Below are 20,241 nucleotides of genomic sequence, written 5' to 3' on the forward strand. Positions count from 1 at the left end.
TTCCCTCATGACCTCGACAGTAGGAACTCCGGAGGAGACTGTCCTCACTCCGGCGGATGACGCAACCCCCCTACCCGGGTACGGGCCCCCCGATCCGCTCCCCCACCGGAACCGGTGCGGGAAACCACCCGAGCGGGAGGTTACGACCGGGCCGGCGTCCCTAGCGTCGACCGGCATGAGCAGATGGAAGCGCAGCACCCCGCATCGGCGGCTCGCGGCGGTCACCGCGACCGGGGCGGTGCTCGCCCTCGTCGTCGCCCCCGCCCTGACGCTCACCGCGGGCGAATCGGCGGCCAGCGCGCCCGTGCCCGCCGAGGACACCGACGCGGCCGCCGCTGTGCTCGCGCTGAGCGCCGACGAGCTCGACATCGCCGTGCCGCAGGGATTCCCCGAGCACTTCGGCTACCGGCCCGCCCTGCTCGACGGCCTCGTCGTGCGCCCGGACGGCGACTGCTCCTCCCCCGTCACGCTGCCCGCCGAGTTCGAACTGCCGTGCAAGGGCCACGATCTCGGCTACGACCTGCTGCGCTTCGCCGACCAGCGGGGCGGCCCGCTCGGTCCGTGGGCGCGCCGCGACCTGGACGCCGCGCTCACCGCGCACATGCACCGGGCCTGCGACGTCCGCCCGGACGAGTTCTCCCGCACCCGCTGCCACTTCATGGCCGACGTGGCGAGCGCCTTCGTCCGGGCCAACTCGCGTAGGCAGGACTTCGGGGTCCCGGTGGTCGAGGGGGTGACGGTGCCGGACCCGGAGGGGAACAACGCGGGCATGCTCGCCGGGGCCGGGGTGCTCGCCTCCGGCGCGGTGGCGCTGCGCTTCTCCCGCCGCGGGAAGACGCACGGTACGGGGGCACGGCCGTGATCGTCGACCGCGCCCCGCGGGTCGTCGCCGTGGCGCTCCCCGCGCGCGCCGACGCGCTGCCGCGCGTGACCACCACGCTCGCAACGGGGTTCGCCGTCGTGGCCTCGCTGGCCCCCGGCCTGCTGCCCCGCAGCCCGCTCACCCAGGCGGTCCTCACCGCCCTGCTCGTCGCGCTCGCGCTCGGCGCCGCACGGGTGGTCCTGCACCGCGGCAGCACGTCCGGCGACCCGTCGGAGGTCGCCGATCGCGGCGCGGTCCTCGCGCTCACGGCGTGCGCGGTGCTCGTCGGCTGCGCGGCGGCGGGGCTGTGGCAGAACACGCTGCGCACCGCCATGGACGCGCCCCCGATCACCCCGGTGCACTGGGCGCTCTGGGCGCTGTTCAGCACCGCGCTGCTGACCGCGCCGGCGCTGCTCGTGCGCGGCGTGCGCCTGGCCCCGCGCCGCGCCGCGGTCGGCGCGCTCGCGCTCGGCGTCGCGACCGCCGTCCTGGTCCCGCTGCCGCACGGCGCGCAGGCCGTGGCGAGCCCGAATGCACCGCTCCCATACACCCGCTCGGGCTCCGCGCACTCGACCGTCCCGTGGGACTCCCTCGGCGCCCAGGGCCGCCGCTTCGTCGCCGACGGCAGCGCCGACGCCGTCCGCGTCTACATCGGCCTCGACTCCGCCCCCACCCTGGACGACCGAGTCACCCTCGCGCTGCGCGAACTGCGGCGCACCGGCGGCCTCGCCCGCCGCCACCTCGTGCTCGCCGTCCCCACCGGCTCCGGCTGGCTGGACGCCAGGGCCGCGCAGGGCATGGAGACCCGCTTCGCAGGCGATGTCGCGGTCGTCGCCCTGCAGTACTCCGCCGCACCGAGCTGGGTCACCTTCGTCACCGGCCGGGAGCGGGCGGCGGAATCCGCGCGCGCCCTCTTCACCGCGCTGGAGCGCGAGCTGGCCGCGCTCCCCGACCCGCCGCGGCTCTACGTCTACGGCCAGAGCCTCGGCGCCTGGGGCGGCAGCGCCGCCTTCGCCGACGATGCCGACCAGCAGCGCCGCACCTGCGCGGTGCTGTGGGCGGGCCCGCCCGCGGGCGCGGTGCATCGCGCGGGCGCCACCGTCCTCGCCAACCGCTCCGACCCGGTCGTGCACTGGTCACCCCGATTGCTCTGGCACCGCCCCGATCTCACCGCCACCCGCCCGGACGCCCCGGTCCCCGAATGGCAGCCGGTGCTGTCCTTCCTGCAGACCGGAGCCGACCTGCTCGGCGCCCTCGACGCCCCCGCGGGCCACGGCCACCGCTACGGCACCGACCAGGGCACCGCACTCGGCGACTGCACCGCGCACCTTGCCCCGAAGTGAAACTTGTTCTAGTTTCGCCGCATGGCCTTCGTCCTCGATCACGTCGTCGAGATCGACGCCCCCGCCGAACTGGTCTGGGACGTCGTCACCGACCTGCCGCGCTACGGCGAGTGGAACCCCTTCGTCCCGGAGTGCCGCAGCACCCTGGAGCCGGGCGACCCCATCGACATGCACGTCCGGCTCCGCGGCGCGAAACCGCGCAGGCAGCGCGAGTGGATCGTCGAGCACACTCCAGGCAGCACGCTCGCCTACCGGATGAAGCCGGTCCCGCTCGGTGCCATGCACAGCCTGCGCTCGCACACGGTGACCGCGCTGGACGCCGGGCGCACCCGCTACGCCTCGCACTTCGAGCTGAACGGCTGGCTGCACCCGCTCGTCGCCACCCTGCTCGGCGCCGACCTGCGCCGCGGCTTCAGCGGCATGACCGATGGCGTCAAGACCCGCGCGGAGACGCTCCACGCAGGCTGACATCGCGCGCCCGACCCGCGGTCGACGGGGCACCGCCCGGCGCGCGGGCGGACCCGCCGTCAGGCGATCGGCCCGCGCGCGACCTCGTACGCCGCGCCGACCCGGTACAGCCGGTCGTCGGCGAAGGCGGGCGCCATGATCTGCAACCCGACCGGCATGCCGTCGTCCGCGCTGAGCCCGGACGGCACCGACATGGCCGGGTGCCCGGCCAGGTTGGTGGGCAGGGTGCAGAGGTCGGAGAGGTACATGGCGAGCGGGTCGTCCACCTTCTCGCCCAGCTTCCACGGGGTGAACGGGCTGGTCGGCGAGATCAGCACGTCGACCTGCTCGTAGGCGCGGTCGAAGTCCTGCGCGATCAGCGTGCGCACCTTGAGCGCCTGGCCGTAGTAGGCGTCGTAGTACCCGGCCGAGAGCGCGTAGGTGCCGAGCATGATGCGCCGCTTGACCTCGGGGCCGAACCCGGCCGCCCTGGTCAGCGCCATCACCTGGTCGGCGCTGTGCTTGCCGTCGTCGCCTGCCCGCAGGCCGTAGCGCATGGCGTCGAAGCGGGCCAGGTTCGAGGAGACCTCGGACGGCATGACCAGGTAGTACGAGGACAGCCCGTACTCGAAGTGCGGGCAGGACACCTCGATCACCTCGGCGCCGAGCTCCTTCAGCACCGCGACCGCGGCGTCGAAGGAGGCGAGCACGCCGGACTGGTAGCTGTCCGAGTGCAGCTCCCGCACCACGCCGACCTTCACCCCGGCGAGATCGGCGCGCGCGCCCTCGCGGGCGGCGGCGACCACGGCCGGGATCGGCACGTCGCGGGAGGTGGAGTCGCGCGGGTCGTGCCCGGCGATCACCTCGTGCAGCAGCGCGGTGTCGAGCACGGTGCGACCGCACGGGCCGCCCTGGTCCAGCGAGGAGGCGCAGGCGACGAGGCCGTACCGGGAGACGGTGCCGTAGGTCGGCTTGGTGCCGACGGTGGCGGTGACCGCGGCGGGCTGCCGGATCGAGCCGCCGGTGTCGGTGCCGATCGCGAGCGGCGCCTGGTACGAGGCGAGCGCCGCCGCCGAGCCGCCGCCGGAGCCGCCGGGAATCCGGGTGGTGTCCCAGGGATTCCGGGTGGGGCCGTAGGCCGAGTTCTCGGTGGAGGAGCCCATGGCGAACTCGTCCATGTTGGTCTTGCCGAGGATCGGGATGCCAGCGGCGCGCAGCTTGGCCGTCACCGTGGCGTCGTACGGCGAGATCCAGCCATCGAGGATCTTCGAGGCGCAGGTGGTCGGCATGTCGGTGGTGGTGAAGACGTCCTTGAGCGCCAACGGGACTCCGGCCAGCGGCGAGGCGGGCTCCGCGCCTGCGGCCAGGCTCGCGTCCACCACGCGGGCGGCGGCCAGCGCCGCCTCCGGCGCGATGTGCAGGAAGGCGTGGTACTCGCCGTCCACCTCGGCGATCCGATCCAGGTGCGCGCGGGTGACCTCCTCGGAGGAGAGCTCGCGGGCGTGGATCTTCGCGGCCAGCTCGGCGGCGGAGAGCTGCGTGGCGTCGCTCATTCGCCCTCCCCCAGGATCTGCGGCACCAGGAAGCGCTGCTCCTCGACGGCGGGCGCGCCGGAGAGCGCCTGCTCCGGGGTGAGGCACGGCCGCACCTCGTCCAACCGGGTGACATTGGCGACCGGGTTCGGCGTCGCGGTGGCCGGGACGTCCGCGGCGGCCACCTCGGAGATGGTCCGCACGTGGCTCAGGATCGAGTCCAGCTGTCCGGCGAACTGATCCAGTTCGTCGTCGGACAGCGCGAGCCGGGACAACCGGGCGAGGTGTGCGACCTCGTCGCGGGAGATGGCGGGCACCGCGGGACCCCTTTCGGCGTCGGTGATGGTGGGTTCGAGCAGGTCGTCCCCGGCACGTGGCGCCGGGGGCGACGGACCGCTACAGCCTAGTCCGCGCGGCCGGGCGGATTCCCCCGCCCCGGCCCCGGCGTGAAATCGACTGTGGCGTACGTCACTGCGCCGAGTTCGGGTCGATAACCGCGCCCCACGGGTGTAAGTATTGCGTGACCCGGGTATCCGTACAGAGCCTCGGCTACCAAGGAAAGGAACGCGCGTGTCTTACCTGCTCCGCGTGCAACTTCCGGATCGCCCGGGAAGCCTCGGTGCACTCGCGCTGGCATTGGGATCGGTCGGGGCCGACATCATCTCGCTGGACGTGGTCGAGCGCGGTGCCGGGTTCGCCGTGGACGACCTGGTGGTCGACGTTCCGCCCAACGCGCTCCCGGACACCCTGATCACCGCCGCCGAGTCGATCGGCGACGTCATCGTGGACTCGATCCGCCCCTACTCCGGCCTGCTCGACACGCACCGCGAGCTGGAGCTCATCGACCAGGTCGCGAGCGCGCGCGACGACCGGCTGCAGGTGCTCGTCGACGGCGTCCCCCGGGTGCTGCGGGTCGGCTGGAGCACCATCATCGACACCGGGCTGCAGGGCGCCTACCGGGTGGTCGGCAGCCAGAGCGCGCCGCAGACCCAGGCGGGCTCCGCGCCGTGGCTCCCGCTGGACAAGCCGACCGTGCTCGACCCGGAATCCGAATGGGTGCCGGAGATCTGGCGCGACATGGACACCAAGCTGGCCGCCGCGCCGCTCGGCCACCACGGTCGCGCGCTGCTGCTCGGCCGCCCCGGCGGCCCGGACTTCCGCCCCTCCGAGGTCGCCCGGCTCGGCTACCTGGCCGGGATCGTCGCCGGGGTGCTCTAACCGGGCTTGATGATCTGCCAGCGGTCCGGTTTGCCTGCCGGGTAGATCACCGGCAGGGTGTCGCCGATGGCGGGCCAGTAGGCACCGTCCCACACCAGCCGCTGGTAGACCTGCGTAGCCGCGACACCCGGCCCGGTGAGATTCCCGGTCACGGTGACGAACTGCTCGCCGAACGCCTCCGGCCGCGGGCTCACCCCGGTGATGTGGAGCGAGCCCCGCTCGGGCTCGGCGATCGGCATGCCGCGCCTGCCCCGCCGGTAGAGCACCACCAGCGCGACCAGGGTGGCCGCCATGATCAGCAGCATCGCGAACTCCAGCACACCACCCACCGTACCGGGCAATCCGGGCGCTCAGTCGGCGGCGAGCTCGCTGGTGCCGTGCTCGGTGCGGCGGATGGTCCAGCCGCGCCCGGTGTCGAGCGGCTCGCGGCTGGTGAAGATCAACTGGGCGCCACGGGAATTGATCTCGGGGGCGCGGAAGAGCCCGATCAGGCGCTGCGCGGTGGCGGCGGGGAGCGCGGCGTCGAGCTCGTCGACGGCGAGCACCCGGCCGGTATCGATGGCGTCCAGCACGGCGGGGAGCAGCCGCAGCAGCGCCAGCGCCGACGCCGGTTCGTCGGCGAGCGCGAAGGGCGCGTCGATCCCGGCGTGCAGCAGCCGGACGCCGGGGCCGGAGCGCGCCGCCATCCGGGCGAAGAGCGCGTCGCGGGCGCCGCGCAGCGCGGTGAGCTCCCTGGCCAGCGCGGTCTCGGTGAGCCCGTGCTGCCGCAGCAGCAGGTCGGCGTGGCCGGGGCGGGTCGCGCAGAGCTCGAGCTGTTCGGCGCCGCCCGCCAGATCGCGGTCGAGTTCGGCGAGGTACTCGGCGTAGCGCGGGTCAGGCTCCGGGAGCAGCAGATCGGTGATGCCGAGCCCGGCCTCGCCCGCCAGCTCCAGCAGCCGGACCGCGCCGCGCGGCTCCCTGGAGAGGTAGCCGCCGAGCCGCAGCGCGACCGCCGCCGGGTCGAGCGGGCCGCGCTGCACCTCGAGCAGCGCGGCGAACCAGCGGTAGGCGGGCACCAGCGCCTCCGCGTTCAGCTGCCCGGCCAGCGCGAGCAGCAGCGCGTTCGGCCGGACCAGCGGGACCAGCGCGCCGAGGCCGAACCGCGCGGCCTCGAACGTCGGCCCGATCCGCACCTGCTCGCCCTCGCGCTCGAAGACGATGCGCCTGCGGCCGCGCGGGTGGGTGTGCAGCCACTCGGCGGCGACCTCGGCGTCGGTGAGCCGGAAGCCGTAGCTGTACGGCACACCCTCGGCGACGAAGCCCGCGACGAACTCGGTGGGCCGCTCCGCGAAGGCCGGGTGCGGGGTGCGCGGCGGGCCCGCGTAGGGGTCCCAGCCGGTGACCGAGTGCAGCACCGCGTCCCGCATGCGGTCCAGCGCGTCGATCAGGTTCGACTTTCCCGCGGCCGGCGCGCCGGTGATCCCGGTGACCGGCACCGCGACCGGGCCGCTGCCGCGGGCGGGCCGCAGCTCCTGCGGGTCGGCCAGCGACCTGTGGTTCGTCACCAGGAAACTGCGCAGCATCGGGCTATCGTCGCAGCCTGCGCCCGGCGGGCGAAGGCCGGGCGGGGTAGCATCCCGGGTGCCACGGCCGGTGCCGCTCCCGTGGCTGCATCCTGCCGGACCCGTTGCGAACAGGTGGTCGCCCCATGAATCGAAATGCTGCCGTCACCGCCGTTGCCGCGCCGCGGCCGGATACCGCCGCGGTGCGCTTCGTCGCCGGCGGCTGCGCGGTCGCCGCCGTCGCGCTCGGGCTGGTGCTCGCCGCCCCGGACGCGAAGGCCGATTTCGAGTGCGCCGAGGGCAATGCCCGGATCTTCTTCCACGACTCGACCTACACCTGCCAGACCGGCAGCACCGGCTACGGGCTGAGCCCCGCCGTGGTGAAGGTCTGCTCGAACAGCGGCTCGAATGTCGTGGTCGAGGTGCAGAGCGAGCGCAAGAAGCAGCGCCGCACGGTGGAGCTGAGCAACAACCACTGCGCCAAGTTCGACCCGCGCGGCACCACCGGCGTCACCGTCTCCGTCAGCTAGTCCGCCGCGGGCGGGCGCACCGCGTCCGGCCCGTCCGCGAGCAGGGTGCGGAAGCCGTCCTCGTCCAGGATCGGCACGCCGAGCTCCTCCGCCTTCGCCGCCTTGCTGCCCGGCGCCTCGCCGACCACGACGAACGCCGTCTTCTTCGACACCGACCCGGCCGCCTTCCCGCCGCGCGCCAGGATCGCCTCCCTCGCCTCGTCCCGGGAGAAGCCGGGGAGTGAGCCGGTGACCACGATCGACAGCCCGGCCAGATTCCGCTCGATTCCGGCGTCCCGCTCGTCCGCCATCCGGACCCCGGCGGCGCGCCACTTGGCCACGATCGCCCGGTGCCAGTCCACGGTGAACCACTCGGCCACCGCGGCCGCGATGGTCGGGCCGACACCGTCGGCGGCGGCCAGCTCCTCCAGCGTCGCGGCCTCGATCCGCTCCATGGTCTCGAACTCGGCGGCCAGCGCCCGCGCCGCGGTGGGCCCGACGTGCCGGATCGACAGCGCGACCAGGACCCGCCAGAGCGGCCGATCCTTCGCCGCCGCCAGGTTCTCCAGCAGCCGCCCGCCGTTGGCGGAGAGGCTGCCGTTCTTGTTGACGAACAGCGGGGTGCCGAGCAGCCGCGGCTCGTCCAGGTCGAAGAGGTCGCCCTCGTCGGTGATGGCGCCGGAGCGCAGCAGCTCGATCGCGGCCTCGTAGCCGAGCGCCTCGATGTCGAAAGCGCCGCGCCCCGCCACGTGGAAGACCCGCTCGCGCAGCTGGGCCGGGCAGGAGCGGGTGTTCGGGCAGCGGATGTCGGCGTCGCCCGCGCGCTCCGGGGCCAGCGGCGTCCCGCACTCCGGGCAGTGCGTCGGCATCTCGAAGGCACGCGCGTCGGCCGGCCTTGCGTCCACCACCGGGCCGAGCACCTCGGGGATCACGTCGCCCGCCTTGCGGATGGTGACCGTGTCGCCGATCAGCACGCCCTTGCGCACCACCTCGGCGGCATTGTGCAGCGTCGCCATGGAGACCGTCGAGCCCGCGACCGAGACCGGCGCCATCACCGCGAACGGCGTCACCCGCCCGGTGCGGCCGACGTTCACCTTGATGTCGAGCAGCGTGGTGGTCGCCTCCTCCGGCGGGTACTTGAAGGCGATCGCCCAGCGCGGCGCGCGCGAGGTGGAGCCGAGCCTGCGCTGCAGCGCGACCTCGTCGACCTTGATGACCTGGCCGTCCAGCTCGTGCTCGATGTCGTGCCGGTGCTCACCCCAGTAGGCGACCCGCTCGATCACCGCGTCGATCCCGCGCACCCGCCGGGTGTGCGGGGAGACCGGCAGCCCCCAGGCGGCCAGCGCGTCGTACGCCTCGGACTGCGAAGCAGGCGCGTAGCCGCGGATCCGGCCGAGGCCGTGGCAGATCATCCGGAGCCCGCGCCGCGCGGTGACCGCCGGGTCCTTCTGCCGCAGCGAACCGGCGGCGGTGTTCCGCGGGTTCGCGTACGGCGGTTTGCCGTCGGCGACGATGGCGGCGTTGAGCGTCGCGAAGTCCTCGAGCCGGAGGTAGACCTCGCCGCGCACCTCCAGCAGCTCCGGAATCGGGAACGTCTCGCTCGGGGTGAGCACGTGCGGGATGTCGTCGATGGTGCGCGCGTTCAGCGTGACGTCCTCGCCGGTGCGGCCGTCGCCCCTGGTGGCGCCGCGCTCCAGCCTCCCGTCCCGGTAGACCAGGTTCAGCGCGACGCCGTCGATCTTCACCTCGCACAGGTAGTGCAGGTCGGGCCCGGTCTCCGCCTCCACCCGGCCCGCCCAGGCGCGCAGCTCGTCCAGGTCGAAGACATTGTCCAGCGAGAGCATGCGCTCCAGGTGGTCCACCGGGGTGAAGTCGGTGGCGAAACCGCCGCCGACCAGCTGCGTCGGCGAATCCGGGGTGCGCAGGTCGGGGTGTGCCTCCTCCATGGCTTCGAGGCGGCGCAGCAGCGTGTCGAACTCGCCGTCGGTGACGATCGGCGCGTCCCGCACGTAGTAGCGGAACTGGTGCTCACGCACCTCGTCCGCGAGCTGCTGCCAAGCGCGCTGCTCCTCGGCCGTGGCCGGAGCGGGGGCCTCGGGTTCGGTCACAACTGGCACGATAGTCCAGGGGTATGACCTGTCCGGGACGCACCGCCGCACGTCGACGCGAACCAGGACGCCGAGGTTCTCAGCCGATCGCAAGGCGAAGAATCAGTCGAGCGCGAAGCAGGCGACCTACGCGTACACGGACCTACTCCGCACCGAGCGTCTCCGGCTCCTCGGTATAGGCGCGAGCGATATCAGCGGTGAGATCCAACGCGCGGCGCGCCCACTCGGGCGTCGCGCCCGCCAGCCCACAGGCCGGACTGACCAGCACCCGCTCCGCCAGGGTGCGCCGCGAGAACCCGAGCCGGTCGACCAGCCGAGCCCCTGGCTCAGCGAATTCCCGCCACCCCGGCGCACCCGCCGGCTCCGCACTCGGCACCAGCCCGAGAACCACCAGCTTCCCCGCATCCAGCGTCTCACCGACACCGTCCAGGTCGGCGGTGCGCAAGAGCGCGACGTCGATCGCCAGCGCGGCAGCACCGCTCGCTCGAAACAGCCCGAGCGGCGGCGGTTCGGCGCAACTGTGCACGATCACCGGCGCACCCTGCGCCCGGATCACGGTATCGAGCAGCTCCAACGCCTCCGGCTCGGGCAGCGCGCGCACCGAATCCAGCCCACTCACCCCCCGCAGCGAACCCTCCAGCACCGAACCGGCGAGCGGTTCGTCGAGCTGCAGCACCACCGGCGCGTCCAACCGCTTACCGACCTCGGCGGCATGCCGAGCCAGCCCCTCGGCCAGCGACTCCGCGAGATCCCGCCGGGCACCGGGATCGGTGAGCACCCGATGCCCGTTCACCAACTCGACCTCGGCAGCCAACGTCAAAGGCCCCGCGACCTGTAGTTTCACCGGCCGCCCCGTACCAGGTGCCCCCGCCTTCTCCCACGCCTCCTCGAGCGCGTCCAGATCGGTGCGCAACAGATCATGGGCACGCCGCGCGACCCCACCCGGCCGCGCCGCGAACCGGTACCCGCGGGTCGTACTGTCGAACGGCAGATCCACCAGCAACGCGCACCCGCGACCGAGCAGATCGGCCCCGACCCCGCGCGCGGGCAACTCCACCAGATGCGCCAACCCGGGCAACTCCCCCACCACGGTGGCCGCCGCCTCCCGCGGATCCGTCCCCGGCCAGGAGCCGACTCCCGTGGCGACCCCGCCGCGCAGCGCGGCCTCGACGGCGGCGCTCACCGGGCGCCTGCCAGCGGCGCGGTGCTGTCGGTCCCCGCGATGGTTCCGCTGCCGATGACCTCGTCACCGGCGCCGTCCGGCCGGTAGAGCACCGCGGCCTGCCCGCGCGCCACACCCGTCAGCGGCTCGCGCAGCCGCACGGTGAGCCCGGAGTCGGTCGCCTCGGCCACCGCGGGTGCCGTCCCGCCGTGCGCGCGCACCTGCACAACGCAGTCGATGGCACCGTCGGGCGCGGCCCCTGAGGTCCAGATCGCCCGCTCGGCACGAACCGTCCACACCTGCAACTCCTCGGCAGAGCCCACGCGGACCTCACCGGAGTCCGGATCGATCCCGGTCACGTACCGCGGCTTCCCGTCCGGCCCCGGCCCGGGCAACCCGAGCCCCTTGCGCTGCCCGATGGTGAACCCGTGCACCCCCTCGTGCTCGGCGAGCTTGCGCCCGTCGGCATCGACCACAGCACCCGGCCGAACACCGATCTTCGCCCCGAGGAACGCCCTGGTATCGCCGGACGGAATGAAGCAGATGTCGTGACTGTCCGGCTTGTCCGCCACCGCGAGCCCGCGCGCGGCGGCCTCCGCGCGAATCTCCGGCTTCGGCGTATCACCGACCGGGAACATCGCCCGGCTCAGCTGCGCCGCCGTGAGCACAGCGAGCACATACGACTGATCCTTGTCGGCATCGACGGCCCGCCGCAGCACCCCGTCCGCCAGTCGCGCGTAGTGCCCGGTCGCGACCGCGTCGAAGCCGAGCGCGACCGCACGATCGGCCAGCGCCGCGAACTTGATCTTCTCGTTGCAGCGCAGGCAGGGATTCGGCGTCTCACCCGCGGCATAGGAGGCGACGAAGTCGTCGATCACGTCCTCCTTGAACCGCTCCGCGAAATCCCACACGTAGAACGGAATCCCGAGCACATCGGCGGCCCGCCTGGCGTCTCCGGCGTCCTCCTTCGAGCAGCAGCCCCGCGACCCCGTGCGCAGCGTGCCCGGGGTGGCCGACAGCGCCAGGTGCACCCCGACCACGTCGTGCCCGGCGTCGACGGCGCGCGCCGCCGCCACCGCGGAGTCGACACCGCCGCTCATCGCGGCGAGAACCCGCATCAGTACGCTCCCTTCGCGCTCGTGAGCCCGGCCGCCCTGGCCCGCTCCACCACTCCCGGCAACACCGTGAGCAGCGTCTGCACATCGTCGGCGGTGGAGGTGTGGCCGAGTGAGAAGCGCAGCGAGCAGCGCGCCTGCCACGGCTCGACCCCCATCGCCACCAGCACGTGACTCGGCCCGGAGACCCCGGCCGTGCAGGCCGAGCCGGTCGAGCACTCGATGCCCGCCGCGTCCAGCAGCATGAGCAGCGAATCGCCCTCGCAACCGGGGAAGGTGAAGTGCGCGTTCCCCGGCAGCCGCAGCTCACCGGCGGGACCGTTCAGCACCGCCTCCGGATCCACCGCCCGCACCCCCTCGATCAGCGCGTCGCGCAGCGTGCCCAGCTCCTTGCTGCGCGCGGGCAGCTCCGCCGCGGTCTGCCGCAGCGCGGCCGCCAGCCCGACCGCACCCGGGATATCCGAGGTGCCGGAGCGCAGGTCCCGCTCGTGCCCGCCGCCGTGCAGCAGCGGAACGCACGGCACCTGCCTGCCGAGCAGCAGCACGCCGACCCCGTGCGGCCCGCCCACCTTGTGCCCCGCGAAGCTCGCCGCGGCCAGCCCGACGGCACCGGTGTCGATCGGCAGCTGCGCCGCCGCCTGCACCGCGTCGCTGTGCAGCGGAACGCCGAACTCCCGCGCCACCGCCGTCAGCTCCGCGATCGGCGCGATCGTCCCCACCTCGTTGTTCGCCCACATGAGCGTGACCAGCGCGACCTCGTCGCCCTGCTCGTCCAGCGCCGCCCGCAGCACCGCGGGAGTGACGAACCCCTCGCCGTCCGCCGCCAGCCAGGTGACCTCCGCGCCCTCGTGCCGCTCCAGCCACTCCACCACGTCCAGCACCGCGTGGTGCTCGGTGGCGCCGACCAGAATCCTGCGCCGCCGCGGCTCGGCATCCCGCCGCGCCCAGTAGATGCCCTTGATCGCCAGATTGTCGCTCTCGGTACCCCCCGAGGTGAAGATCACCTCGGACGGCCGGGCGCCCAGATCCGCCGCGATCGACTCCCGCGCCTCCTCCAGCATCCGGCGCGCCGCCCGCCCCGATCCGTGCAGCGAGGAGGCGTTTCCGACCCGGCCGAGGGCAGCGGTCATCGCCTCGAGGGCGGCGGGGTACATCGGTGTCGTTGCCGCGTGATCGAGGTAGACCGTCTTGGGCACCGCGTGCGAGGGGGTGCCCGGGCAAGCCGACTTCATGACCATCAAAGGATAGCGGCCCCGTTCCGCTCCTTATTCCCCGCTGGCCGCCGCCGCCGATTCGCGCCACCCCCGGCGCACCTCGGCCAACTTCCACAACCGCACCTTCCGGTCGTGGCCCGCGGTGGCGAGCAGTTCCCCGTCCGGGCCGAACGCGACCGAGGACACCGCATCGGTATGGCCGGTGAGCGGCCGCCCCACCGCCGCACGGGTCCGGACGTCCCACAACCGAGCCGTCGCATCCCTCGCTGCGGTGGCGAGCAACTCGCCGTCGGGGCTGAACGCGACCGCGGAGACCGCATCGGTATGGCCGGTGAGCGGCCGCCCCACCGCCGCGCGGGTCCGGACGTCCCACAACCGAGCGGTCCCGTCCTCGCCCGCGGTAGCGAGCAACTCCCCATCGGGGCTGAACGCGACCGCGGACACCGCTCCGGTGTGACCGAGCAGCGGCCCGCCCACCGCCCGACGGGTCCCGACATCCCACAGCCGCGCCGTCGCATCCGCACCGGCCGTGGCGAGCACGGCACCGTCGGGGCTGAACGCCACCGTGGACACCGCGTCGGTGTGGCCGATCAGCGGCCCGCCCACCGCCCGACGGGTCCGGACGTCCCACAACCGCACCCGCGGCACGCTCTCCTCCTGAGCGAAACCGGCGGTGGCGAGCAGCAGCGCACCGCCGGGGCTGAAGGCCAGTGCCACGAACCGCTCATCGGCGGCGCCGACGAGCGGCGGGTCCACCGGTTCCCGGCTCCACGGATTCCAGAGGAGCACCTTCGGCTCGGCGTCCCCGAGGCTGAAGCCCGCGGTGGCGAGCAGCGAGCCGCCCGGGCTGAACGCCGTCGCCGTCGCCCGGAATGGGTCCCCGGTGAGGGGACGACCGATCGGAAAGCGGCTGTGCGCGTTCCACAATCGAACCTTCCTGCCCTCGCTGGCGGTGGCGAGAACCTTGCCGTTCGGGCTGAACACCACCGCGAACACCGGCCCGTTGTGCCCGGTGAGCACGTCGAAGTCCGTGCCTGCCGAGTATTCGGGGGCGGTGCTCGGCGGGGCCGGTTCGGGTGCAGGCGGCGGTACCGCCCGTGAGCTCTGACCGACAGCCGGTTCCGGTGGTTTCCGTCGACGGCGGCGTTTGGGCGGTGTCTCGGGAACCGGCGGCGACTCCGGGACCGGTGCCGCGGCCGAACTCCCGCTTCGCCCCTGCGGCGGGGCCACGACGGGACGTTCGCGCGGCGCCTGCTCCGGAACGCGGTGCGCGGTCGCCAGTGGATGCCGGACCTCGGTGGGGGCGAGGCGCCGCGCGAGGGTCGGCGACGGCGCGGACGCCGATGGTCTCGCGGGCGCGGACGGTGGGAGCGCGCGAAGGGCATCCCGGGTCGCGTGCGCGAGGGCTGTGCACGTGGCGTATCGGCCTGCGGGATCCTTGGCCAGGGCGACCGCGATCACGGTGTCGAGCTGCCGGGGCAGCTCCGGCCGGATTCGGCCGGGGGCCGGGGGCGGCTCGGTGAGATGCGCGCCCATGAGCGCGACCGAGTCGGCGTAGGGGAACGGGTGCCTGCCGGTGAGCAGGTGGTACAGGGTGGCGCCCAGCGAGTAGATGTCGGTGCGGTGGTCGACGACGGCGCCGGAGAAGCGCTCCGGCGCGGTGTACGCGAGGGTGCCGAGCGGCGAGCGGAGGGTGGCCGTGCTGTTCACCGCGCGGGCGATTCCGAAGTCCGTGAGCAGCGCGCGCAGCCCGTTGCGGGGATCGTTCTCCAGCATGAGGTTGGCCGGTTTCACATCGCGGTGCAGCACGCCCTGCCGGTGGGCGTAGTCCAACGCGGCGGCGGCGTCGGTGATCAGGTCCACTGCCAGCGGCGGTGCGATTCCCCCCGGGTTCCGGCGGAGCAGTCCGGCGACATCCCCGCCCGGGATGTAGCGCATGACCAGCCACAGCAGCGGATCGTCGGCAGCGCTGCGGTCGTAGACGGGGACGATGTTCGGATGGTCGAGGCTCGCGGCCAGCTCGGCTTCGCGATCGAACGCGGCGTGCGCCTCCCGGTCGGCGACCAGGTCACCCTGCAGGATCTTCAGCGCGACCACCCGCTTCATGCGCGGGTGGCGTACCGCGTAGACGACGCCCCACCCGCCGCGCCCGAGCTCCCCCTCGATCTCGAATCCGGCGAAGACATCGCCTACCCGCAGAGCCACCAGCTTCCCTTGTTCTCCTCGCCGATCCCCGCCCGATGCTTGAAAGTTACCGCAATCCGGGCTCTGCCCGCTCGAGACCGTTTTCCTGGCACTCCGTCGAGGACAGCACGCTGCTGCGGTGTTGCGGGGCCGGACATGGTTGCCCTCGCCACCGTCGGCGACCTGATCGCCCGGGAATGAACCCGCGGGGTTCGGCGGCGCCGAGTTCGGGGGCGAGCGCTCGAACCGGCCTAGGCGGGGACGACCAGCACCACGAGGACGATGCCGTCGGCTCCGTAGACGTACATGGTCTCGGACAGCTCGAAGGTGTACGGATCCAGCCGGACCGTGCCGCCGTCCACCACCAGGTGCGGCGGCGCGGCCGACCAGGCTGCCGGGTCGTAGACCACCCGCGAGATCGGCCAGGATTCGGGCTGGAGCGCGGTGATCAGATCGGGTAGTTCCGTGCCGAGGTCGGTGGAGCGCGGCCACCAGGTGGCATCGACATAGCCGCTCGGGTCCGGATGCTGGGCGAAACGGGATGCGGGGGCAGGTGGCGGCGTCATCGGACGCTCCCGTCGAGGCCGGGGGAAAGGCCGGGTCGTCGATCCGGCGACGACGCAGCCTCTACTGGTCAGCGCGCGGGTTGCCGCCGGATAACGCCGACCCTACGCCGCGCGCGCGGCGGGTCGGGGCACCGACAGGCCGGGAGGGCGACGGTATCCAGGTGGGCGCGGCGGGTTCCGCTTCGCGCGGCGCGGCCGGATCGGCGGTCAGTCCCGTAATGCCTGCTCGCGCAATCGGTTCAGCGTCCTGGAGAGGATACGGGAGACGTGCATCTGGGAGACGCCGAGCACTTCGGCGATCTCGTTCTGGGTGCGGAACTCGAAGAAGCGCATCCTCAGCACCCAGCGGTCGCGCTCGGAAAGCGCCGCGATCAAGGGCTCGACCGCGAGGTAGTCCTCCACGACCTGGTACTCGGGCTCCTCGGCACCGAGCGCGCCCGCCAGCGCCCGGGGCGCCCCCTGATCGTCGTCGAGGGCGGCCGCATCGATCGGCACCGACCGGTACGCGTTGTGGGCGATCAGGGCGTGGGTGACCTCGACGGTGTCGACCCCGAGTTCCGCGGCGATCTCGCGCGCCTTCGGCGGCCTGCCGAGCCGGTGGGTCAGGGCCTCGGTCACGGGGCCGAGCGCCTGGTGGATGTCTTTCACCCGGCGCGGAACCCGGATCGCCCAGGCGTGGTCGCGGAAATGCTTGCGGACCTCGCCCATCACGGTCGGCACCGCGAAGGCGAGGAAATTCGTGCCGCGATCGGGATCGAAGCGATCGATCGCGTACAGGACCCCGACCCTGGCGACCTGGACCAGGTCGTCGAGGCTCTCCCCGCGGCCGGAGTAGCGGCGGGCGATGTGCTCGGCCAGCGGCAGGCACCGCCGGATCGCCAGCTCCCTGAGCATGTTCCGGCGCGGGTCGGCGGCCGCGAGCGCGACCATTTCGGCGAGCAACGGCTCCAGATCGTCGTAGCTGTCGCTGCCGCGGTGCCTGCGAGACGCGGGAGCCGGCGGCGCCGCCAGGAACTCCGAGCCCGTGTGGGTGTCGACGCCGGGGCTCATCGGCCGGCCTCCTCGGCAGCGCGGGCGAACACGACCGTGTCCGAGGGTCGATACCTGTTATCCGATAGCGGTTTCCGCATCGTGCACTCCCTGCGAAAGCAGCATCCGGCGCGCCGAATATCTGGGCGCCGGGCACTGTCGAACGTCCGGTGGGGGAGGCGGTCTCGCTGTTGAATCCCGCGTCCCGGCGACGGCGTCAGCAGGCTCGCGGCGAATGATCGACGCCGCGTCGTCTACCGTGCGGAGATACTCGATCTGTCCCGCAATGACACCGGCTGAAGTCGTGCTTTGTACGACTGCCGGGGTCACGGACAGTGAGGAGAATTTCGAATGTGAGGAACAGCCGTGTCCTCGAGGTCAGTCTAACAGCGATCGCCCCGGCAGGTGAGACAGCGCCGATCGGGGGTACAGCTCGTCGGGTAACCGGCGATCGACGCCGGTACCCCGGCCCGCTGGACTCGGCTCGGTTCCGGTCGCGTCGTCAGGGAGGGGAAACAGTGCGAGCAAGGAACGGGCGACACGACGGAGACCGAGGTCGCACGCCCCCACGGAGAGGTCCCTGCCGGTGACCGGGAGTGACCGGACGAACAACGGGGGCGACGGCCTCCGCGCGGCGCTGCTGCGCGCCCTGGGCGAGAGCGGCGGCGGCCTGGCGGCGGTCACGCGATTGGCCCGGCTGGCGGTGGAGTCGTTGCCGATCGACGGGGCCTCGGTCTCGCTGATGGCCGACACCGGGAACCGCGAAACCCTCTACACCAGCGACGACGTCATCGCGGAGATCGAGAACCGCCAGTTCGACCTCGGTGAGGGGCCGTGCTTCGAAGCCTTCGAGACCCGCCGCCCGGTGCTGATCGCCGATCTCGATTCCCCCGATGGCGCCCGGTGGCCGATCTTCGCCGCCGAGCGGGATGAGCGCATCGCAGCGGTCTACGCCTTCCCCCTGGTCACCGGCGCGACCTGCCTCGGAGTCGTCGCCCTCTACCGCGCGCGGCCGGGATGGCTGTCCACCGCCGACCTCGCCGTCACCCTGCGCATCATCGACGCCGTCACCGTCGCGCTGCTGGAGATGGGCGCCGAGCACCGCACCGCGCCCTGGACCGACCTGCCTGCCAACCACCCGCACATCCATCAGGCGACGGGCATGCTCATCGCGGCTCTCCAGATGCCCGCCCAGCACGCTCTGGCGCGACTGCGCGGCTACGCCTTCAGCACCGGACGCCCGCTCGCCGACGTCGCCGACGACCTCGTCACCCGCCGGCTCGACCCGCACGACCTCGATCAGTGCTGAACCGGCCCCGGACACCCGACGACGACTCGGACGACATGAGTTGCCGAGCACTACGCTCGACACAGAGGAAGGAGACCCGGATGCCTGAGACGATCAAGACATCTGGCGAACGAGAAGCCAGGTTGGTCGACGCCTTCGTGCGGATGGCGGACACCCTGGTCGACGACTACGACATCGCCGACGTCCTGCACGAATTGGTGTCGCACTGCGTCCGCCTGTTCGACGCCGCCGCCGCCGGTATCGTGCTGTCCGACCAGCGCGGCAGCCTGCGGGTGCTGGCCTCGTCCACCGAGCAGACGCGAATGCTGGAATTGTTCCAGCTCCAGACCAGCGAAGGGCCGTGCTGGGACTGCGTGCACACCGGGCAGCCGGTCTCGATCGCCGACCTCCGCGCCGAACGCGACCGCTGGTCCTCGTTCGTGCCGCGCGCGCTCGACTACGGATTCGTCTCCGTGCACGCCATCCCGATGCGACTGCGCCGCGACACCATCGGCGCCATGAACCTGTTCGGCCGCGAACCCGGCCACCTGCCCGCCAGGGACCTGCGCACCGCCCAGGCCCTCGCCGACACCGCGACCATCGGCATCCTGCAGGAACGCGCCATCCACCGCGGCGAGGTCCTGACCGAACAGCTCCAGGCCGCCCTGACCAACCGCATCGCCATCGAGCAGGCAAAGGGAGTGCTCGCCTACGCGGGCGGCGTCGACATGGACCAGGCGTTCCAGGCGCTCCGCGGCTACGGCCGCAGGCGCAGCATCCGGCTCTCCGACATCGCCAGGCAACTGGTCACCGGAGCCGTCACCCCCGACGCCGTGCTCGCCGACCTGTGACCGACACCGGACCCGGTCGGTAGCGGGCCCCGCTACCCACCGCCCGATCCCCAGCTGGCCCGGGTGCTGACCTGCGGATTTCCCTCCGCCGGTGGGTAGACTGGTTCGGTGAAGCAACTGACCATCGGTGTAGTTGCGACCTCCCGCAAAGAGGACGAGCACCGGTTGGCGATCCACCCCGCGCACTTCGATCGGATCGACCCAGGGCTGCGCGCCCGCGTTTTTCTCGAGCACGGCTACGGCGACCGCTTCGGCTACCCCGACGCCGACCTCGCCCCGCTGGTCGGCGGCTCGCGGACCCGTGCCGAGCTGTTCGCCGAGTGCGACGTGCTGCTGCTGCCGAAGCCGGTGGCCGATGACCTGCGGAACCTGCGGCCCGGCCAGGTCGTGTGGGGGTGGCCGCACTGCGTGCAGGACGCGGAGCTCACGCAGCTGGCCGTCGACCGCGGGCTGACCCTGATCGCCTGGGAGGAAATGCACCACTGGACGAAGGAGGGCAACTTCAGCGTCCACGTCTTCCACAAGAACAACGAGCTGGCCGGCTACTGCTCGGTCCTGCACGCGCTACAGCTGCGCGGCTCCACCGGCGACTACGGGCGGCGGATGCGCGCCGCCGTGATCAGCTTCGGCGCGACCGCCCGCGGCGCCGTCCGGGCGCTATCCGCGCTCGGGATCAGCGATGTCACGGTGTTCACCCAGCGCAGCGTCTCCGCGGTCGCCTCGCCGTTCGCCTCGGTGCGGATGCAGCATTTCCAGCGGGATCCGGCCGACTCCGGCCGCGTCCTGGCACTGAAGGCGCCGGAACCGGGCCCGCTGGCGCAGGTGCTCGCCCAGTACGACGTGGTCGTCAACTGCATGCTCCAGGACACCGACGAGCCACTGGTGTTCGTGCGCAACGACGATCTGGAGCTGTTCGCGCGCGGCACGCTGTTCGTCGACGTCTCCTGCGACGCGGGCATGGGCTTCGAATGGGCCCGCCCGACCTCGTTCGCCGACCCGATGTTCACCGTCGGCACCGACCTGCACAACTACGGCGTCGACCACAGCCCCTCCTTCCTGTGGAACTCCGCCACCTGGGAGAACTCCGAGGCGCTCCTGGAGTACCTGCCGACCGTGCTGGCCGGCCCGGACGCCTGGGACGGCAGCGAGACGATCCGGCGCGCGATCGAGATCCGGGCGGGGCGGATCCAGAATCCCCGGATCCTCTCCTTCCAGGGCCGCGCCGCGGCCTACCCGTACGCCGTCGCGTGAGCCGGGTGTCCCCGCGCACCG

At 72.8% G+C, this 20,241-nt stretch carries 19 protein-coding genes; 8 read left to right on the forward strand and 11 right to left on the reverse strand.

Annotated features, from left to right (window positions below):
* Positions 1-175: 175 nt before the first annotated feature.
* From ACFUJ1_RS07180 to ACFUJ1_RS07190, 3 genes are read left to right on the forward strand one after another with little or no spacing between them, the layout of a single operon-like run.
* Entirely contained in the window at positions 176-862 is a 687-nt protein-coding gene (locus ACFUJ1_RS07180; protein ID WP_378643531.1) for a hypothetical protein, read from the forward strand.
* The gene (locus ACFUJ1_RS07185) at positions 859-2,205 is read left to right on the forward strand and encodes an alpha/beta-hydrolase family protein (protein WP_378643533.1); all 1,347 of its coding nucleotides are present in this window, start codon (positions 859-861) and stop codon (positions 2,203-2,205) included. The genes ACFUJ1_RS07180 and ACFUJ1_RS07185 overlap by 4 nt, the downstream gene beginning before the upstream one ends.
* Positions 2,206-2,226: 21 nt before the next feature.
* Entirely contained in the window at positions 2,227-2,673 is a 447-nt protein-coding gene (locus tag ACFUJ1_RS07190) for an SRPBCC family protein (protein WP_378643536.1), read from the forward strand.
* Between the two features lie 59 nt (positions 2,674-2,732).
* On the opposite strand, the gene gatA is transcribed toward ACFUJ1_RS07190, so the two are convergent.
* Positions 2,733-4,205 (reverse strand): Asp-tRNA(Asn)/Glu-tRNA(Gln) amidotransferase subunit GatA, encoded by a 1,473-nt coding sequence (gatA, locus tag ACFUJ1_RS07195; RefSeq protein WP_378643538.1) that lies wholly within the window; start codon positions 4,203-4,205, stop codon positions 2,733-2,735.
* Entirely contained in the window at positions 4,202-4,501 is a 300-nt protein-coding gene (gene gatC, locus ACFUJ1_RS07200; RefSeq protein WP_378611011.1) for an Asp-tRNA(Asn)/Glu-tRNA(Gln) amidotransferase subunit GatC, read from the reverse strand. The genes gatA and gatC overlap by 4 nt, the downstream gene beginning before the upstream one ends.
* A gap of 253 nt (positions 4,502-4,754) precedes the next feature.
* Here gatC and ACFUJ1_RS07205 point away from each other — a divergent pair, with 253 nt between their 5' ends.
* Entirely contained in the window at positions 4,755-5,402 is a 648-nt protein-coding gene (locus tag ACFUJ1_RS07205) for an amino acid-binding protein (RefSeq protein WP_378611012.1), read from the forward strand.
* Here the strand turns inward: ACFUJ1_RS07205 and ACFUJ1_RS07210 are convergent.
* Together ACFUJ1_RS07210 and ACFUJ1_RS07215 are read right to left on the reverse strand one after the other, a co-directional pair.
* On the reverse strand, positions 5,399-5,722 hold the full coding sequence (locus ACFUJ1_RS07210) for a hypothetical protein (protein ID WP_378643541.1): 324 nt from the start codon (positions 5,720-5,722) through the stop codon (positions 5,399-5,401). The genes ACFUJ1_RS07205 and ACFUJ1_RS07210 overlap by 4 nt on opposite strands.
* A 30-nt stretch (positions 5,723-5,752) precedes the next feature.
* Complete coding sequence (locus tag ACFUJ1_RS07215; RefSeq protein ID WP_378643543.1) at positions 5,753-6,964, reverse strand: ATP/GTP-binding protein; 1,212 nt, start codon at positions 6,962-6,964, stop codon at positions 5,753-5,755.
* A gap of 125 nt (positions 6,965-7,089) precedes the next feature.
* Here ACFUJ1_RS07215 and ACFUJ1_RS07220 point away from each other — a divergent pair, with 125 nt between their 5' ends.
* Entirely contained in the window at positions 7,090-7,473 is a 384-nt protein-coding gene (locus ACFUJ1_RS07220) for a hypothetical protein (RefSeq protein WP_378643545.1), read from the forward strand.
* Here ACFUJ1_RS07220 and ligA read toward each other — a convergent pair.
* The 7 genes from ligA to ACFUJ1_RS07255 all read right to left on the reverse strand — a co-directional run bounded on the left by ligA (position 7,470) and on the right by ACFUJ1_RS07255 (position 16,851).
* Positions 7,470-9,560 carry an NAD-dependent DNA ligase LigA gene (ligA, locus tag ACFUJ1_RS07225; protein WP_378643548.1) on the reverse strand — a complete coding sequence of 697 codons (2,091 nt, stop codon included), beginning with the start codon at positions 9,558-9,560 and terminating at the stop codon, positions 7,470-7,472. The genes ACFUJ1_RS07220 and ligA overlap by 4 nt on opposite strands.
* A gap of 142 nt (positions 9,561-9,702) precedes the next feature.
* Entirely contained in the window at positions 9,703-10,743 is a 1,041-nt protein-coding gene (locus tag ACFUJ1_RS07230; RefSeq protein WP_378643550.1) for a methionine synthase, read from the reverse strand.
* Positions 10,740-11,840, reverse strand: coding sequence for a tRNA 2-thiouridine(34) synthase MnmA (gene mnmA, locus ACFUJ1_RS07235; protein ID WP_378643552.1), 1,101 nt, complete (start codon positions 11,838-11,840; stop codon positions 10,740-10,742). Before mnmA ends, ACFUJ1_RS07230 begins: the two co-directional genes overlap by 4 nt.
* Positions 11,840-13,069 carry a cysteine desulfurase family protein gene (locus ACFUJ1_RS07240; RefSeq protein WP_378643554.1) on the reverse strand — a complete coding sequence of 410 codons (1,230 nt, stop codon included), beginning with the start codon at positions 13,067-13,069 and terminating at the stop codon, positions 11,840-11,842. The genes mnmA and ACFUJ1_RS07240 overlap by 1 nt, the downstream gene beginning before the upstream one ends.
* A gap of 33 nt (positions 13,070-13,102) precedes the next feature.
* A complete protein-coding gene (locus ACFUJ1_RS07245) occupies positions 13,103-15,256 on the reverse strand; it encodes a WD40 repeat domain-containing serine/threonine protein kinase (RefSeq protein WP_378643556.1) in 2,154 nt (717 codons plus the stop codon).
* A 230-nt stretch (positions 15,257-15,486) separates the two neighbouring features.
* Positions 15,487-15,801 (reverse strand): DUF5994 family protein, encoded by a 315-nt coding sequence (locus ACFUJ1_RS07250; RefSeq protein ID WP_378643559.1) that lies wholly within the window; start codon positions 15,799-15,801, stop codon positions 15,487-15,489.
* A 207-nt stretch (positions 15,802-16,008) separates the two neighbouring features.
* Positions 16,009-16,851: a SigB/SigF/SigG family RNA polymerase sigma factor gene (locus tag ACFUJ1_RS07255; protein ID WP_378643560.1), complete on the reverse strand. Its 843-nt coding sequence runs from the start codon at positions 16,849-16,851 to the stop codon at positions 16,009-16,011.
* Positions 16,852-17,416: 565 nt separating this feature from the next.
* Between ACFUJ1_RS07255 and ACFUJ1_RS07260 the strand changes: the two genes are divergently transcribed.
* From ACFUJ1_RS07260 to ACFUJ1_RS07270, 3 genes are all read left to right on the forward strand, one after another.
* Positions 17,417-18,139 (forward strand): GAF and ANTAR domain-containing protein, encoded by a 723-nt coding sequence (locus ACFUJ1_RS07260; RefSeq protein ID WP_378643563.1) that lies wholly within the window; start codon positions 17,417-17,419, stop codon positions 18,137-18,139.
* An 80-nt stretch (positions 18,140-18,219) separates the two neighbouring features.
* Positions 18,220-18,969 carry a GAF and ANTAR domain-containing protein gene (locus tag ACFUJ1_RS07265; protein ID WP_378643565.1) on the forward strand — a complete coding sequence of 250 codons (750 nt, stop codon included), beginning with the start codon at positions 18,220-18,222 and terminating at the stop codon, positions 18,967-18,969.
* A gap of 108 nt (positions 18,970-19,077) precedes the next feature.
* A complete protein-coding gene (locus ACFUJ1_RS07270) occupies positions 19,078-20,220 on the forward strand; it encodes a N(5)-(carboxyethyl)ornithine synthase (protein WP_378643567.1) in 1,143 nt (380 codons plus the stop codon).
* The last annotated feature ends 21 nt before the right edge of the window (positions 20,221-20,241 follow it).

This window comes from Nocardia sp. NPDC057227 (genome assembly GCF_042669725.1).
Lineage (GTDB): Bacteria > Actinomycetota > Actinomycetes > Mycobacteriales > Mycobacteriaceae > Nocardia > Nocardia asteroides_A.

Bases quoted from the DNA above. Each gene is read 5' to 3' on its own strand.
- gatA (WP_378643538.1), bottom strand. From the start codon at position 4,205: ATGAGCGACGCCACGCAGCTCTCCGCCGCCGAGCTGGCCGCGAAGATC.
- ACFUJ1_RS07190 (WP_378643536.1), top strand. From the start codon at position 2,227: ATGGCCTTCGTCCTCGATCACGTCGTCGAGATCGACGCCCCCGCCGAA.
- ACFUJ1_RS07255 (WP_378643560.1), bottom strand. From the start codon at position 16,851: ATGAGCCCCGGCGTCGACACCCACACGGGCTCGGAGTTCCTGGCGGCG.
- ACFUJ1_RS07240 (WP_378643554.1), bottom strand. From the start codon at position 13,069: ATGAAGTCGGCTTGCCCGGGCACCCCCTCGCACGCGGTGCCCAAGACG.
- ACFUJ1_RS07265 (WP_378643565.1), top strand. From the start codon at position 18,220: ATGCCTGAGACGATCAAGACATCTGGCGAACGAGAAGCCAGGTTGGTC.
- ACFUJ1_RS07250 (WP_378643559.1), bottom strand. From the start codon at position 15,801: ATGACGCCGCCACCTGCCCCCGCATCCCGTTTCGCCCAGCATCCGGAC.
- ACFUJ1_RS07215 (WP_378643543.1), bottom strand. From the start codon at position 6,964: ATGCTGCGCAGTTTCCTGGTGACGAACCACAGGTCGCTGGCCGACCCG.
- ACFUJ1_RS07180 (WP_378643531.1), top strand. From the start codon at position 176: ATGAGCAGATGGAAGCGCAGCACCCCGCATCGGCGGCTCGCGGCGGTC.
- ACFUJ1_RS07220 (WP_378643545.1), top strand. From the start codon at position 7,090: ATGAATCGAAATGCTGCCGTCACCGCCGTTGCCGCGCCGCGGCCGGAT.
- mnmA (WP_378643552.1), bottom strand. From the start codon at position 11,840: ATGCGGGTTCTCGCCGCGATGAGCGGCGGTGTCGACTCCGCGGTGGCG.